The organism is Streptomyces sp. NBC_00878 (assembly GCF_026341515.1).
Classification (GTDB): Bacteria; Actinomycetota; Actinomycetes; order Streptomycetales; family Streptomycetaceae; genus Streptomyces.
The window spans coordinates 122291-136935 of record NZ_JAPEOK010000002.1 but is presented as its reverse complement, the minus strand read 5'-3'; the positions used below and the strand labels follow the sequence as shown (position 1 = coordinate 136935).

10 protein-coding genes and 1 pseudogene are annotated in these 14645 nt (G+C 68.5%); 9 read left to right on the top strand and 2 right to left on the bottom strand.

What is annotated here, in order from left to right; translation table 11 throughout:
- The first annotated feature begins 94 nt into the window (after positions 1-94).
- Positions 95-889: an NPP1 family protein gene (locus OHA11_RS45150; protein WP_266508146.1), complete on the top strand. Its 795-nt coding sequence runs from the start codon at positions 95-97 to the stop codon at positions 887-889.
- A 13-nt stretch (positions 890-902) separates the two neighbouring features.
- On the opposite strand, the gene OHA11_RS45145 is transcribed toward OHA11_RS45150, so the two are convergent.
- The gene (locus OHA11_RS45145) at positions 903-1784 is read right to left on the bottom strand and encodes an alpha/beta fold hydrolase (protein WP_266508145.1); all 882 of its coding nucleotides are present in this window, start codon (positions 1782-1784) and stop codon (positions 903-905) included.
- Positions 1785-2167: 383 nt separating this feature from the next.
- Here OHA11_RS45145 and OHA11_RS45140 point away from each other — a divergent pair, with 383 nt between their 5' ends.
- The 4 genes and pseudogenes from OHA11_RS45140 to OHA11_RS45125 all read left to right on the top strand — a co-directional run bounded on the left by OHA11_RS45140 (position 2168) and on the right by OHA11_RS45125 (position 7908).
- Positions 2168-4378, top strand: a complete 2211-nt coding sequence (locus tag OHA11_RS45140; RefSeq protein WP_266508143.1) for an RICIN domain-containing protein — start codon at positions 2168-2170, stop codon at positions 4376-4378.
- 41 nt (positions 4379-4419) lie between these two features.
- A pseudogene (locus OHA11_RS45135) lies at positions 4420-5262 on the top strand (ThuA domain-containing protein); the annotation flags it as partial.
- A gap of 188 nt (positions 5263-5450) precedes the next feature.
- Positions 5451-7316: a long-chain fatty acid--CoA ligase gene (locus OHA11_RS45130; protein ID WP_266508638.1), complete on the top strand. Its 1866-nt coding sequence runs from the start codon at positions 5451-5453 to the stop codon at positions 7314-7316.
- Positions 7303-7908, top strand: coding sequence for a hypothetical protein (locus tag OHA11_RS45125; RefSeq protein WP_266508141.1), 606 nt, complete (start codon positions 7303-7305; stop codon positions 7906-7908). Before OHA11_RS45130 ends, OHA11_RS45125 begins: the two co-directional genes overlap by 14 nt.
- A gap of 199 nt (positions 7909-8107) precedes the next feature.
- On the opposite strand, the gene OHA11_RS45120 is transcribed toward OHA11_RS45125, so the two are convergent.
- Positions 8108-8629: a pep a2 gene (locus OHA11_RS45120; RefSeq protein ID WP_266508139.1), complete on the bottom strand. Its 522-nt coding sequence runs from the start codon at positions 8627-8629 to the stop codon at positions 8108-8110.
- Between the two features lie 303 nt (positions 8630-8932).
- On the opposite strand from OHA11_RS45120, the gene OHA11_RS45115 reads away from it, so the two are divergent.
- The 4 genes from OHA11_RS45115 (at position 8933) to OHA11_RS45100 (ending at position 14639) form a co-directional block, all read left to right on the top strand.
- The gene (locus OHA11_RS45115; RefSeq protein WP_266508636.1) at positions 8933-9262 is read left to right on the top strand and encodes a DUF5133 domain-containing protein; all 330 of its coding nucleotides are present in this window, start codon (positions 8933-8935) and stop codon (positions 9260-9262) included.
- Positions 9263-9418: 156 nt separating this feature from the next.
- Entirely contained in the window at positions 9419-11473 is a 2055-nt protein-coding gene (locus OHA11_RS45110; RefSeq protein ID WP_266508138.1) for an alpha-1,4-glucan--maltose-1-phosphate maltosyltransferase, read from the top strand.
- Complete coding sequence (treS, locus tag OHA11_RS45105) at positions 11470-13200, top strand: maltose alpha-D-glucosyltransferase (protein WP_266508137.1); 1731 nt, start codon at positions 11470-11472, stop codon at positions 13198-13200. Before OHA11_RS45110 ends, treS begins: the two co-directional genes overlap by 4 nt.
- 14 nt (positions 13201-13214) lie before the next feature.
- On the top strand, positions 13215-14639 hold the full coding sequence (locus tag OHA11_RS45100) for a maltokinase (protein WP_266508135.1): 1425 nt from the start codon (positions 13215-13217) through the stop codon (positions 14637-14639).
- Positions 14640-14645: the final 6 nt, after the last annotated feature.

Sequence of the window (14645 nt, the reverse complement as noted above, 5' to 3'; positions counted from 1 at the left end):
GAGGCCTCTTGGCACGGGGGTGAAAACCCGCGACCCTGAACTGCACATGTCACAAAGGGGAGTTGGCCTGTACAGGGCCGATGAGGAGGACACTTTGAACGGCAGTCCGGCATCGAAGCCTTCCGGATCTCGGCGTCTGCGCCGGAGGTCGCTCGGCGTCCTCGCGGGCGCCGCCGCTTTGGTCTTCGCTTTCCCGTCCACCGCCCTGGCGGCCCCGCCCGGCGCTCTGCCCGCCAACGCGGAGGGACTGGACCAGACGTTCCAACCCGCCTACGACTACGACACGGACGGCTGTTACTCGACGCCCGCGATCGGTCCCGACGGCACCGTCAACGGCGGCCTCAACCCCAGCGGTGCCCTCAACGGCCAGTGCCGTGACGCCTCGGACCTCGACAACACCAACAGCTACTCGCGCTCCAAGTGCAACAACGGCTGGTGCGCAATCGTGTACGAACTTTACTTCGAGAAGGATCAGGCCGTGGCCGGCAGCGGGCTCGGCGGGCACCGGCACGACTGGGAACACGTCGTGGTGTGGGTGCAGAACAACGTGGCCCAGTACGTCTCGACGTCCAACCACGGCTCGTTCACGGTCCACAACCGCTCGGCGATCCGCTGGGACGGGACGCACGCGAAGATCGTCTACCACAAGGACGGTATCAGCACGCACTGCTTCCGGGCCGCTACCTCGGGCGACGAGCCGCCGGAGAACCACAAGGGGACCTGGCAGTACCCGCCGCTGGTCGGCTGGAACGGCTATCCCGCGGGTGTGCGCGACAAGTTGACGTCGTACAACTTCGGCAGTGCCACGCTCGGCATCAAGGACAGCACGTTCAACTCCCACCTGTCCTCGGCCAAGCCGTCCGGGATCGCGTTCGACCCCAACGCCTGACCGGACGTCACACTCAGGGCCCGTCCAGGCCGCCGTCCGGGAACGGCGGCCTCCCGGTCCTGCCGGGAGCGCCGCCGTCGGGGCCGTCCGGCAGGACCCGGGCGGCGAAACCGACGACGTCCTGGACGACCCGTTCGGGCTCTTCCCAGTACAGAACGTGCCCGGCGCCCTCGTACACGACGAGGACCGAGCCGGGGATCGCGTCGAGGATCCGCTGCTGGTCGGCGCGCGGCAGAACACTGTCCGCGTCGCCCCAGAGCACGAGCGTGGGGACGAGGATGCCGCGCAGTGTCGCCGCCAGGTCCGCCTCCAACAGGCCGCGCATGGTCTCGCGCCACACCCGTGCGGGCACCTTCAGGTTCTCCTCGGCCATCGTCGCCAGAAGTCCGCGGCCCAGCGGCCGGGTCGCGAGATCGCCGAGCAGGTCCTCCACGAAGGCGCGCGGCACAGGGTCTTCGAGTGCTCGGACCCTCTCCCAGAGGGCCGTAATGCCGGGCTTGTCGGCGAGCGTCGCGGGGGCGCCCACCAGGACGAGGCCCGCGACCCGGTCGGGATGACTGCCCGCGACCAGGCGTGCGGCTACCCCACCGCTCGACGCCCCGACCAGGACAGCACGGCGGATGCCGACCGCGTCGAGGAACTCCACCAGGTCGTTCGCGAAGTCCTCCGGACGGTAGCCGTCCGAGGGCCGTTCGGCGTCTCCGTGGCCCCGCTGGGTGGGGGCGTATCCGCGCACCGCGGCGGGGAGCCGCCGGAGCAGCGGCTCGAACATCCACCAGGAGTCGGCGAGGCTGTGCACGAAGACCACGGGGAGGCCGTCCGGATAACCCGCCTCGGCATACGGAAGGACGAGTCCGCTCCTCAGCTGGGCGGACTTCACCGCGATCGTGCTCACGGCGGCCCTCCTGACGTCGGTCGGCCCCTTCGCACGCGGACCCGCGGGGCGGCACCACGATCTCTCTCATCGTAGTGAGAGGTACGGCGGACCGCCCGTCCACGCCGGGACGGTCCCCCGCTTTCTTGGGGACTGCCCGGCCGCTCCCCTGGGCTCCTGGGCCCCTCCCCGGGGACCCCTCGGCTGCATCTCGCTGACGTCTCCGGACGCCATGTCTTCAATTCCTTGCGGGCCTGAGGCGATTTCTTGCTCTCTTTGCTTCAGATCTTGACGAGCTTGGTTCAGACCTTTAGGTTCACCGATCGCTAAGGCCCCACGCGTGCGCTCATGGTTCACGTTCCTGGACGGTGAGCGCTCAACCCCCCACTCGCACAGGAGAATCCGTGATCGGATCGACGAGATCACCCGGCCGTCGGATACCCACGTTCCTCGCCACCCTCGCCCTGGTGGCGTCGGCCGCGACCGCCGTGGCCGCCGCCCCGCCCACGAAGGCCGCACAGGCCGCCGCCCTCCCCACCGGCTGGGCCACCGTCGTCAACGCGGGCAACGGCAAGTGCGTCGACGCCCGCGCAGCCGCAACGGCCGACGGCACCGCCGTCCAGCAGTACGCGTGCAACAGCGGTCAGGCCCAGCAGTGGCAGCTCCAGGACACCTCCGACGGCAACGTGCGGGTCGCGGGCCGCGGCGACGCCACGAAGACCTGGGACGTCGCCGACGTCTCGGCCGCGGACGGCGCGGCCGTGCAGCTGTGGACGTACGGCGGCGGGGCCAACCAGCAGTGGCAGGCCGTCGCGGAGAGCGCCGGGACCTATCACTTCGTGAACCGGCACAGTGGCAAGTGCCTCGACGTGCCGAGCGCCTCGACCGCCGACGGCACCCAGCTTCAGCAGTGGACCTGCAATGGCTCGGCCGCCCAGTCCTTCCACGTCAACGCCGTCGACACCCAACAGCCGCCCGGGACACCGGACTTCGGCCCGAACGTGACCGTCTTCGACCCGTCCACGCCGGCCGCCACGATCCAGAGCAGCCTCAACTCCGCCTTCGCCCAGCAGGAGACCAACCAGTTCGGCACCGCGCGCAAGGCCTTCCTCTTCAAGCCCGGCACGTACACCGCGGACGCCAACGTCGGCTTCTACACCCAGGTCGCCGGCCTCGGCCTCTCCCCCGACGACGTCACGATCCGCGGCGCGGTGCATGCCGAGGCCGACTGGTTCCAGGGCAACGCCACCCAGAACTTCTGGCGTTCGGCGGAGAACCTGTCCGTGACTCCGACGTCCGGCACCGACCGCTGGGCCGTCTCGCAGGCAGCCCCGTACCGGCGGATGCATCTGCGCGGCAATCTCCAGCTCGACGACGGCGGCTGGTCCAGCGGCGGCTACATGGCCGACGCGTTGATCGACGGACAGGTCAGGTCGGGCTCGCAGCAGCAGTGGCTGTCACGGAACACCGAGTGGTCCAGCTGGACGGGCTCGAACTGGAACATGGTCTTCGTCGGCGCGCAGAACGCCCCGGCCACCAGCTTCCCCAACCCCCCGTACACGACGGTCGACCAGACACCCGTCTCCCGTGAGAAGCCCTTCCTGTACGTCGACTCGGCCGGCGCCTACAAGGTGTTCGTGCCCTCCGTACGCACCAACTCGCGCGGCACCACCTGGGCATCCGGCACTCCGGCGGGCGCCTCGCTGCCGCTGTCGGACTTCTTCATCGTCAAGCCGGGCGCGACGGCGGCCCAGATGAACGAGGCGCTCGCACAGGGCAAGAACCTGCTGGTCACCCCGGGCGTCTACCACCTGAACCAGACCCTCAAGGTGACCCGCCCCGACACCGTCGTGCTCGGTCTGGGCCTCGCGACACTCATCCCGGACAACGGCATCACCGCGATGACGGTCGCCGACGTGGACGGCGTCAAGCTCGCCGGGATCCTCGTCGACGCCGGAACGACCAACTCGGCCCAGCTGCTCGAGATGGGCCCGAGCGGCTCCTCCGCGGACCACGGCGCCAACCCGAGCTCCCTGCACGACGTGTTCTTCCGCGTCGGCGGCGCGACCGTGGGCAAGGCCACCACCAGCCTCACCATCAACAGCGACGACGTCATCGGCGACCATCTGTGGATCTGGCGCGCCGACCACGGCAGCGGCGTCGGCTGGAACACCAACACCGCCGACACCGGGCTCGTGGTCAACGGCGACGACGTCACCATGTACGGCCTGTTCGTCGAGCACTACCAGAAGCACCAGACGATCTGGAACGGCAACGGCGGCCGCACGTACTTCTACCAGAACGAGATGCCCTACGACCCGCCCAACCAGGCGGCCTGGATGAACGGCTCCACCCAGGGCTACGCCGCCTACAAAGTCGCGAACTCCGTGACCAGCCACCAGGTCTACGGCTTCGGCAGCTACTGCTACTTCAACGTGAACCCGGGCGTCACGGCGGAGCACGCCATCGAGGCCCCCAACAACGCGAATGTGCGCTTCCGCAGCATGGTGACGGTCTCGCTAGGCGGCACCGGCACGATCCGGCACGTCATCAACGACCGCGGTGGCCCGTCCAACTCCACCACCAACGTCGCCAACCTCGTCAGCTACCCGTGACCGTGAACAGGCCTGTACTCGTGAGAAGGAAGGGACGTTCCATGCTCGGAATCAGATCCTCCGCTCCGGCGCGCGTCACTCTGCGGGTCCTCGCCCTGCGGGTCCTCGTACTGCTGGCAACGCTGCTCGGACTCGCGGCCCCGCCCGCGCAGGCGACCTCCACGGCAGCAGCCCCCTTCAAGGTGCTCGCCCTCTACAGCGGTACGTGGGACGCCGCGCACATCAGTTTCGTCCGCGAGGCCAACCAGTGGTTCCCGGCCCGGGCCGCCGAGAACGGCTTCGCCTACACGGCGAGCACCGACTGGAACCTGCTGGCCAACGGCGGCGTGAACGCGTACCAGGTCGTCCTGTTCCTCGACGAGCTCCCGCACACCGCCGGCCAGCGGGCGGGCTTCGAGCGGTACATGCGCGGGGGCGGCGGCTGGCTGGGCTTCCACGTCTCCGCGTTCACGACCGAGGCACAGAACTGGCCCTGGTACCACCAGCAGTTCCTGGGCAGCGGGAACTTCAGGTCCAACACCTGGGGGCCGACGACCGCCGTCCTGCGCACCGAGGACCGTACGCACCCCTCGACCGTGAACCTGCCCGCCACGTTCACCTCGTCGGTCAGCGAGTGGTACAGCTGGTCGAACGACCTGCGCCAGAATCCGGACATCAAGATCCTGGCCTCGGTCGACCCCAGCAGCTTCCCGCTGGGCACGGATCCCAACCAGACCTGGTACAGCGGGTACTACCCGATCCTGTGGACCAACACGAAATACCGGATGCTGTACGCGAATTTCGGCCACAACGCGATGGACTACGCCACGAATACCCCTCTGTCGTCCACCTTCGCCAGCGCAAACCAGAACCGCTTCCTGCTCGACGCGCTGAAGTGGCTCGGCACCGGCTGAACCGTTCTCTCCTCACAGACCGTCCGGTCGGGTCGTTCGAGGGTTCGTGACACACCCACCGCCGCCGTGGGCTAGATTTCGAAAGCCCTCGATTCCGGATTCCCTCGGAGGGGCGCTCTGCAAGAATTCTGGAGCGGTACATGCACCCCTTGGAAGTTGTCCGACCGGTTTCGCCATTGATGCAGGGAGGGCTCGCGGACAGTCTCTACGAGACGGCGGACCGCGATCCCACCCTGTCGCAACTGGCGCGCCGCTCGGACACCTCGCCCGCGGACTGGTCCCCGGTGACCGCGGCCGAGTTGCGGGACGAAGTGGTGGACGTGGCCCGGGGTTTCATCGCGGCCGGGATCTTCCCGGGCCACCGTGTGGCCGTCATGGCGCGCACCCGCTACGAGTGGACGGTGCTCAGCTACGCGCTCTGGTCGGTGGGCGCCGAGATCGTGCCGATCTATCCGACGTCGTCGCACGAGCAGGTCGGCTGGATCCTCAAGGACGCCGGCTGCGTCGCGGTCGTGGTGGAGGACGAGCAGGCCATCATGACGGTCGGCTCCGTGTGCGCCTCACTGCCGACCCTGCAGCACGTCTGGCAGTTGGACGCCGGGGCCCTGACGGACCTCAAGGAACAGGGCCGGTCGGTACCGGTCACCACTGTGGAGTCGATGCGCCGGATCGTGCTGCCGGACTCGACCGCGGTCATCGCCTACACCTCGGGCACGTCGGGACCACCCAAGGGATGCGCCCTGAGCCATCGCAGCATGGCGAGCCCCTGCGACGCCCTGCTGGCCGGGTGGGGCCACACGGCGGCGCGCCCCGGGCAGCAGCCGGCGGTCCTCGCCTTCCTGCCCTTCTCGCACGTGTACGGCCTGATGGTCCAGGGGCTGTGCATGCGCGGCGGAATGCTGATGGGACACGAGCCCGATCTGCGCGCGGAGAAGCTGTCCGCGGCCCTGCTGTCCTTCCGCCCCACGTTCCTCTACGCCGTCCCGTCCGTCTTCGAGAAGATCTACAAGAACTTCCTCCGCAAGGCTCAGGAGGCGGGCCGCGGCGCCCTGTTCGAGCGCGCGGTCCGCACGGCACAGGACTTCGCCAAGGCCTCCGAGCGGCACCGGCTGGGAACAGGGCCGGGCCCCGGATTCGACCTGCGACTGCAACACACCCTCTACGAGAAGACGGTGTACCGGAAGCTGCGTGCGGCACTGGGCGGAAGAGTGTGCGGCGCGGTGTCGGGCGGCTCACCGCTGAACCGTGAACTCGCCCTCTTTTACTCGGGAATCGGAATTTTCGTCCATGACGGATACGGACTCACCGAAACCAGCGGCGGAATTACCGCCCAGCCGGTTGGCCGGGAGAAATTCGGAACTGTCGGACGTCCTCTTCCCGACGTGGAAGTCCACGTGGCCGAGGACGGGGAGATCCTGGTACACGGACCCTCGGTCTTCCAGGGCTATATCAACGACGAGACGAGCACCCGGGCCGCACTGCGGAACGGCTGGCTCGCCACCGGCGACCTCGGCCGGCTCGACGCCGAGGGCTATCTGAGCATCACCGGCCGCAAGAAGGACACCGTCATCACGAGCAGCGGCAAGAGCGTGGCTCCCGCGGCTCTCGAAGAACGTCTGCGGGTCCATCCGCTCATCCATCAGGCGGTGGTCGTGGGTGACAACCGGCCCTGCGTGGGAGCGCTGATCACCCTCGATCAGGAGTTCCTCGCGCACTGGCGCGCGGTCCTCGCCATCCCGGGCGAGGCCCAGGACCGCGAACCGCGCGAGGAGAACGCCCTGCGCGAAGAGGTCAAGCGCGCCGTCGCCGCGGCCAACAGCACCGTGTCGCGCTCGGAGTCCATTCGCGTGTACCGCGTACTCCCCGAACCGTTCGACGTGGCCAACGGCATGCTCACTCCCTCGATGAAGCTGCGCAGGGACGCCATCGCGCACCGCTACGCCGCCGAGATCGAGGCCATGTACCAATCGTCCTCGCGCGTTCCCCGGAGCCTCACGACCACTGATCCCTACGGCTGGGACGACACGGACAATGTCTTCGGGTGAGCGACAAGTACGGGGTGCCCGGCTGCCGGCGCTGGCCGGATTGACGGTACTGCTGGGGGTCACCGTGGCCTGTGGCAGCACGGAAGCGGGGGCGGGTACCGGGGCCCACACCGTCACGGCCTCCCCCACCTCCCGCCCCGCGCCGTCGCACGCTCGGTTCGTCGAGGAGATCGAGTGGGCCGACGGGCGCCGCGTGGGCATGTACTACGCCGCGGGACGCGGGCTCATGGAGCAGCACCAGGACACTGCGGGCGGGGCGTGGAGCAAGCCGCGTCTCGTGTACGCGACCGAGTCCGATCCGTGCCAGAGCATCACGCTCAAGGCGTTCGACGGTACGGTCGCGGCCATCGCGAACTGGGGCGTCTACTGCTCCGACGGTGAGCCGCCGATGGAGTCGATCGCCGCGGTAGGCACCGAGAACCTGTCGACGTGGGACACGAAACTCACCAAGGAGTTCGACGGCTGGGAGAAGGTCGAGGCGTCGGGCGACAACGAGCAGCTGACCTTCGGCAGAAACTCGACCGAGTGGCTGACCCGGCTGCGCTGGAGCCGAACGGACGGCTTCGGAGACGTGGAGGAGATCCGCCGGTAGGCCCCACCGCTGCGCAGCGACACGTTTGCTGTGCAACAACACGTTCTCTCTCGCAACGCCCCTCCCACCATGCCCCTGTGAACAAGCCATCGGCCCGCGGCGCCTGAGCGGTCGCGGGCCGGTGCGGCGTTCTCCCGGAGTCCGGATCTACCCGGAAGCCGGATCTACCCGGAAGCCGGATCTTCCCGGAGACCCGGATCTACCCGGAAGCCGCGACGAGGACCTCGTCCTCCAACAACCCGGGCATGGAAACCGCCAGCGCCCGTACGGGCATTTCGCGGGGCATGCGGCGAGCCTCCCGCAGACTGGGCACGGGTACGGCCGGGACCAGCGGGGCGCGCTCGATGGCGCGGGCCCGGCGCGAGAACCAGACGATCTTTCCGCCGGTGCCCGTGCCGCAACAACCCCAGCCGTCGCTCAGCGCGGCGATGTGGACCAGGCAGCCGCGCGCCGGGGACTCCGGGTGGAACTCCCCGTCGCTGTCGGCGATGGCGGTGATGAGGTGCTGGCCGTTCCACCACATCTCGATCGTGGTGTTCTTGTCCGCCGCGTGCTCCTCGATCGAGCGGAGCAGCATTTCGGCGCAGTGACAGACGGGTTCGACGAGGTTCTCAAGGTTCCAGTACCGGAGACGGGCGGCCAGAACGCGCCTGACCTGATCGACCCGCTCCGGGCTGACCTCGACGTCGAGGTGGTAGTAGCAGGGCACTACGGTCTTCATCGTCGTTGGCTCCTCACCGGCGAAGCTCTTGCTTCTCCTCGCCCCTGCGGGCCGAGCCCCGAACACGAAGCGTGAGCAGCGATCGCTCCTGAGTCAGTCCCAGAGTGGGAGCGGTACTCCATTCGTGCAACACGAGAGCGCACCGGATGTAGTTGAAGCGACAACAGGACGTCGAGTGTCGCCACGTGCACCATGGGTGAGGGCGTCGGCCGCTGTAGTCGGTCGATGCCTCTCCGCGCACAGGCTTCACGCACGATCCGGGCGAACTGTGCGCATTCGAGGGAGTGGAAGGTGACCAGTGAAATGCTGCTGCCTGCCAAAACCGAGGTCGCCAGGCATCTTGAGCTGTACCGAGCCTGGGAACGCATGATGCTCGCGGCCCCCGCCGACCGTGCGGCGCGGGGCAATTTCGAGGACACGGGCTACACGCTCTGCGTGCTGATGGGAAAGCGCTGCGCACGCGAGGCCGTACACGCCGCCGAGCGCTATCTGGCGGTCGGTCCGGGCGCCCGCCGCCGGGACCGGCCCAAAAGCGGCCCGGCCGACAACCGACGGCCAGGTCGACCCGGCCAGTCCGGTCGACCCGGCCAGTCCGGTCGGCCCGACGGACTCGCGGCAAGCCCGGTGACGTAGAGCGGCCAGCCTTCTGGCCCAACGGGAGCCGGCCCTGAGGCATAGCAGGGCCGGCGTCACAGCCACGCGTTTCAAGACCCAGCGGCGAGGACAGCGCAGCACGCCGGACAAGCCCAGATCGCAAGGGCAGCGAGAAAGACGACGGAGGTGAGATCCATGACCGACAACCCGGCCGACAGCCGCGTCCCCCCTGCTGGCCGCGTGCCCCTCGTTCCGATCGGCCGCGTCCCTGTGGTAGACGTCCGCCCGGCCGTCGACCGCGGCACCCGCCCGGCGAAGGCGGTCGTGGGTGAAACCTTCCAGGTCACCGCCACCCTCTTCGGCGAAGGTCACGACGCGGTCGCCGCGAACGTCGTCCTGCGCGATCCGGGGGGCCGCGCCGGCCCTTGGACGCCCATGCGCGAACTCGCCCCCGGCACCGACCGTTGGGGCGCCGACGTCACCCCCGGAGCGGTGGGCGAGTGGGCGTTCTGGGTGGAGGCGTGGTCCGACCCCGTGACCACCTGGCGCCGGGCCGCCGGTATCAAGATCCCGGCGGGCATCGACGTCGGACTGGTCCTTGAGGAGGGCGCCGAACTGTACGAACGGGCCGCCTCCGGGATCCCGCACGAGGCGGGCAGAGCAGCGGTACTGACCGCCGCGGACGCTCTGCGCGACGAGTCCCGGCCGCCCATCGCCCGCCTCGCCGCCGCACTCACCCCCGACGTGGACACGGCGCTCGCCGAGCACCCTCTGCGGGAACGGGTCTCCCGGTCGGCCCCGCTGCCGTTGCTGGTGGAGCGGGAGCGGGCGCTGTACGGCTCCTGGTACGAGTTCTTCCCGCGCTCGGAAGGTGCGGTGGCCGAACCCGGCAAGGCGCCGGTCAGCGGCACCTTCCGGACCGCCGCGCACCGGCTGCCCGCGATCGCGGAGATGGGCTTCGACGTGGTGTACCTGCCACCGATCCACCCCATCGGCACGACCTTCCGCAAGGGCCCCAACAACAGCCTGTCGGCAGACCGTTGGGATGTCGGGGTCCCGTGGGCGATCGGTTCACCGGAGGGCGGGCACGACGCCGTCCACCCCGATCTGGGCACGATCGAGGACTTCGACGCCTTCGTACGCACGGCCGAGAGCCTGGGCATGGAGATCGCCCTGGACTTCGCGCTCCAGTGCTCGCCGGACCACCCGTGGGTCCAGAAGTACCCGGAGTGGTTCCACCACCGCCCCGACGACACGATCGCGTACGCGGAAAACCCGCCGAAGAAATACCAGGACATCTACCCGATCGCCTTCGACAAGGACATGCCGGGCCTGGTCGCCGAGACCGGGCGGATCCTGCGGTTCTGGATGAGCCACGGTGTACGGATCTTCCGCGTGGACAATCCGCACACAAAGCCGGTGGTGTTCTGGGAACAGGTGATCGCGGACATCAACCGCACCGATCCCGATGTGATCTTCCTGGCCGAGGCGTTCACCCGCCCGGAGATCATGCACGCCCTGGCACGCATCGGTTTCCAGCAGTCCTACACGTACTTCACGTGGCGCAACAGCAAGGCGGAACTGACCGAATACCTCACCGAACTCTCCGGTGACGACGTCGCCGCGTACATGCGTCCCAACTTCTTTGTGAACACGCCCGACATCCTGCCCGGGTATCTCCAGCACGGCGGCCGGCCCGCTTTCGAGGTACGGGCCGTTCTGGCGGCGACGCTCTCCCCTTCCTGGGGAATGTACGCCGGATACGAGCTGTGCGAGAACACCCCGTTCAGGGCGGGCGGTGAAGACTATCTCGACTCGGAGAAATATCAACTGCGGCCCCGGGACTGGGAGTCGGCCGAGCGTGACCGACGCTCCATCGCGCCTCTCATCGGTTCCCTGAACCGGATCAGACGGCAGCACAGCGCACTGCGCCGGCTCAGGAATCTCCACTTCCACGACGCCGACAACGACGCGGTGATCGCGTACAGCAAGCACACCGAGTCCGACACGGTTCTGGTGGTCGTGAACCTCGACCCTCACCACACCCAGGAGGCCACGGTCTCGTTGGACATGCCACGGCTCGGCCTCGACTGGCACGAGTCGATGCCGGTGCGCGACGAGCTCACCGGCGAGACCTACCACTGGGGCAGGACCAACTACGTACGCCTTGAGCCCGGCCACCGAGCCGCGCACGTACTGACCGTCCTGCGACCGTCCTCACCGCCAACCGGAGGGTCACCCACACCATGATCGTCAACGAGCCCGTCCCGGACACGTTCGAAGACACCCCGCAAAAAGACCGGGACCCACAGTGGTTCAAACGCGCCGTCTTCTACGAAGTCCTCGTCCGCTCCTTCCAGGACAGCAACGGCGACGGCATCGGCGACCTCAAAGGCCTCACCGCCAAACTCGACTACCTCCAATGGCTCGGCGTCGACTGCCTCTGGCTCCCCCCCTTCTTCAAATCACCCCTGAAGGACGGGGGGTATGACGTCTCCGACTACACCGCCGTCCTCCCCGAATTCGGGGACCTCGCCGACTTCGTCGAATTCGTCGACGCCGCCCACCAACGCGGCATGCGCGTCATCATCGACTTCGTCATGAACCACACCAGCGACCAGCACCCCTGGTTCCAGCAGTCCCGCACCGACCCCACCGGCCCCTACGGCAACTACTACATGTGGGCCGACAACGACAAGCAATACCCCGACGCCCGCATCATCTTCGTCGACACCGAAGCCTCCAACTGGACCTTCGACCCCGTCCGCAAGCAGTACTACTGGCACCGCTTCTTCTCCCACCAGCCCGACCTCAACTTCGAAAACCCCGCCGTCCAGGAAGAAATCGTCTCCGCCCTGCGGTTCTGGCTCGACCTGGGCATCGACGGCTTCCGCCTCGACGCCGTCCCCTACCTCTTCGCCGAAGAGGGCACCGACTGCGAAAACCTCCCCGCCACCCACGAGGTCCTCAAACGCGTCCGCGCGGAGATCGACGCCCACTACCCCGACACCGTCCTCCTCGCCGAGGCCAACCAATGGCCCGAGGACGTCGTCGACTACTTCGGCGACTACAGCGCCGGCGGCGACGAATGCCACATGGCCTTCCACTTCCCCGTCATGCCCCGCATCTTCATGGCCGTCCGCCGCGAATCCCGCTACCCCGTCTCCGAAATCCTCGCGAAAACCCCCGCCATCCCCTCCGGCTGCCAATGGGGCATCTTCCTGCGCAACCACGACGAGCTCACCCTCGAAATGGTCACCGACGAAGAACGCGACTACATGTACGCGGAATACGCCAAAGACCCCCGCATGCGCGCCAACATCGGCATCAGGCGGCGCCTCGCCCCCCTCCTGGACAACGACCGCAACCAGATCGAACTCTTCACCGCCCTGCTGCTCTCCCTGCCCGGCAGCCCGATCCTGTACTACGGCGACGAGATCGGCATGGGCGACAACATCTGGCTCGGCGACCGCGACGCCGTACGCACCCCCATGCAGTGGACACCGGACCGCAACGCCGGCTTCTCCTCCAGCGACCCCGGACGCCTCTACCTGCCCACGATCATGGACCCGGTCTACGGCTACCAGGTCACCAACGTCGAAGCGTCGATGTCCTCCCCCTCGTCGCTGCTGCACTGGACGCGGCGCATGATCGAGATCCGCAAGCAGAACCCCGCCTTCGGCCTCGGCTCCTACACCGAACTGCCCTCCTCCAACCCCGCCGTCATCGCCTTCCTCCGCGAACACGGCGACGACCTCGTCCTGTGCGTCCACAACTTCTCCCGCTTCGCCCAGCCCACCGAACTCGACCTCCAGGCCTTCAACGGCCGCCACCCCGTCGAACTCATCGGCGGCGTCCGCTTCCCCGCCATCGGCGAACTCCCCTACCTCCTCACCCTCGCCGGCCACGGCTTCTACTGGTTCCGACTCCGCGCGGTAGCTCCCCACACCAAACAGCGATTGATGGTGTGCGCCTGAAAGGACGGGTCGCCATGCGCAAGGTCGTATCACCCCGCCCCAGCAGCCACAGTCCAGCTCTTCTGCTGACGTCGCTCGCGGGCCTGCTGCGGACGTGGTTGCCGGAGCAGCGCTGGTTCGCGGGCAAGGGCCGGCGGGTCACGGACCTGGCTCTGCTGTCGGTGACCGAGCTGCATCCGGGATGCCTGCATCTTCTCGTCAGTACGCGGCACGACACCGCCGCTCAACTGCCCGGGGACTGCTACCAGTTGCTTCTTGGCGTCCGGGAGGTCCTGCCGCCCCGGCTGGCCCACGCCCGTATCGGCCGGGCGAGCGAGGGACCGCTGGCGGGAATGATGGTGTACGACGCCCTTCAGGAACCCCGGTCGGCGGATCTGCTCCTGGAGCGGCTGCGCACTTCGGGCACGGTGGGCCCACTGCGGTTCGAGCGCGAGGCGCAGGTGACGATTCCCGCCGGTCTCACCCCGCGCCTCCTCGACGCGGAGCAGTCCAACTCCTCACTGGTGTACGGGGATTCGTACATCCTGAAGATCTTCCGGCGTGTCCAGCCCGGCATCAACCCGGATCTCGAAGTGCCCTGGGCGCTGGCCCGGCGGGGCTGCACGCGTGTGCCGACCCCGGTGGCGTGGTTCAGGACCTCGCAGCCGCAGGTGGCGACGCTGGGCGTGCTGCAGCCCTTCCTGCCCGATGCCGCCGACGGATGGACCCTGGCACTTGAATCACTGGCCGCGGGAAGGGACTTCACCGGCGAGGCGTACGAACTGGGGCGGGCGACGGCCGAGGTGCACCTGGCGCTGGCCGACGCGTTCGCCCTCGGGGCCCCGATCGGACGCCGGAGCAGACGGCTCGCCGCTTCGATGAACGAGCGGCTGGACGCCACGAGCCGGTCGGTACCGGATCTCCTGCCGTACGTGGCCGGGCTGCGGGGCGCCTTCGACGCGCTCGCCGTCCTCGACTCGGGCCGTCCGGCGCAGCGGATCCACGGCGATCTCCACCTCGGTCAGATACTGAGGGCCGGGGAACGGTGGTTCGTCATCGACTTCGAGGGCGAACCGGCCCGCCCGATCGACGAACGTCGGCATCCCCAGCCCCCCGTACGCGATGTCGCGGGCATGCTCCGTTCCTTCGACTACGCCGCCCGCAGCCGTCGCCCGTGGCGTCCGGAGTGGGCACGGCGCTGCCGGGACGCGTACTGCGCCGGGTACACCGCCCAGGCACGCTGGGACCCGCGCGCCGAGCCCGAGCTGCTGCGCGCGTACGAGACGGACCGGGCCGTGTACGAGGTGCTGTACGAGGCTCGGCACCGGCCCGACTGGCTGCCCGTGCCGATGGCGGCGATCGCCCGTCTCGCCGAGCGCGCCGCCCCCGCTCCCTCCGGCACCGGTCCACAGAAGCCGGTCCCGTCCTTCCACTCTTTCCACAGCGCTCAAGGAGGCTGAACCCGT

Excerpts from the sequence above, each read along its gene's own strand:
- OHA11_RS45130 (WP_266508638.1), top strand. The coding sequence starts at position 5,451 with ATGCAGGGAGGGCTCGCGGACAGTCTCTACGAGACGGCGGACCGCGAT.
- OHA11_RS45125 (WP_266508141.1), top strand. The coding sequence starts at position 7,303 with ATGTCTTCGGGTGAGCGACAAGTACGGGGTGCCCGGCTGCCGGCGCTG.
- OHA11_RS45120 (WP_266508139.1), bottom strand. The coding sequence starts at position 8,629 with ATGAAGACCGTAGTGCCCTGCTACTACCACCTCGACGTCGAGGTCAGC.
- OHA11_RS45115 (WP_266508636.1), top strand. The coding sequence starts at position 8,933 with ATGCTGCTGCCTGCCAAAACCGAGGTCGCCAGGCATCTTGAGCTGTAC.
- OHA11_RS45110 (WP_266508138.1), top strand. The coding sequence starts at position 9,419 with ATGACCGACAACCCGGCCGACAGCCGCGTCCCCCCTGCTGGCCGCGTG.
- treS (WP_266508137.1), top strand. The coding sequence starts at position 11,470 with ATGATCGTCAACGAGCCCGTCCCGGACACGTTCGAAGACACCCCGCAA.
- OHA11_RS45100 (WP_266508135.1), top strand. The coding sequence starts at position 13,215 with ATGCGCAAGGTCGTATCACCCCGCCCCAGCAGCCACAGTCCAGCTCTT.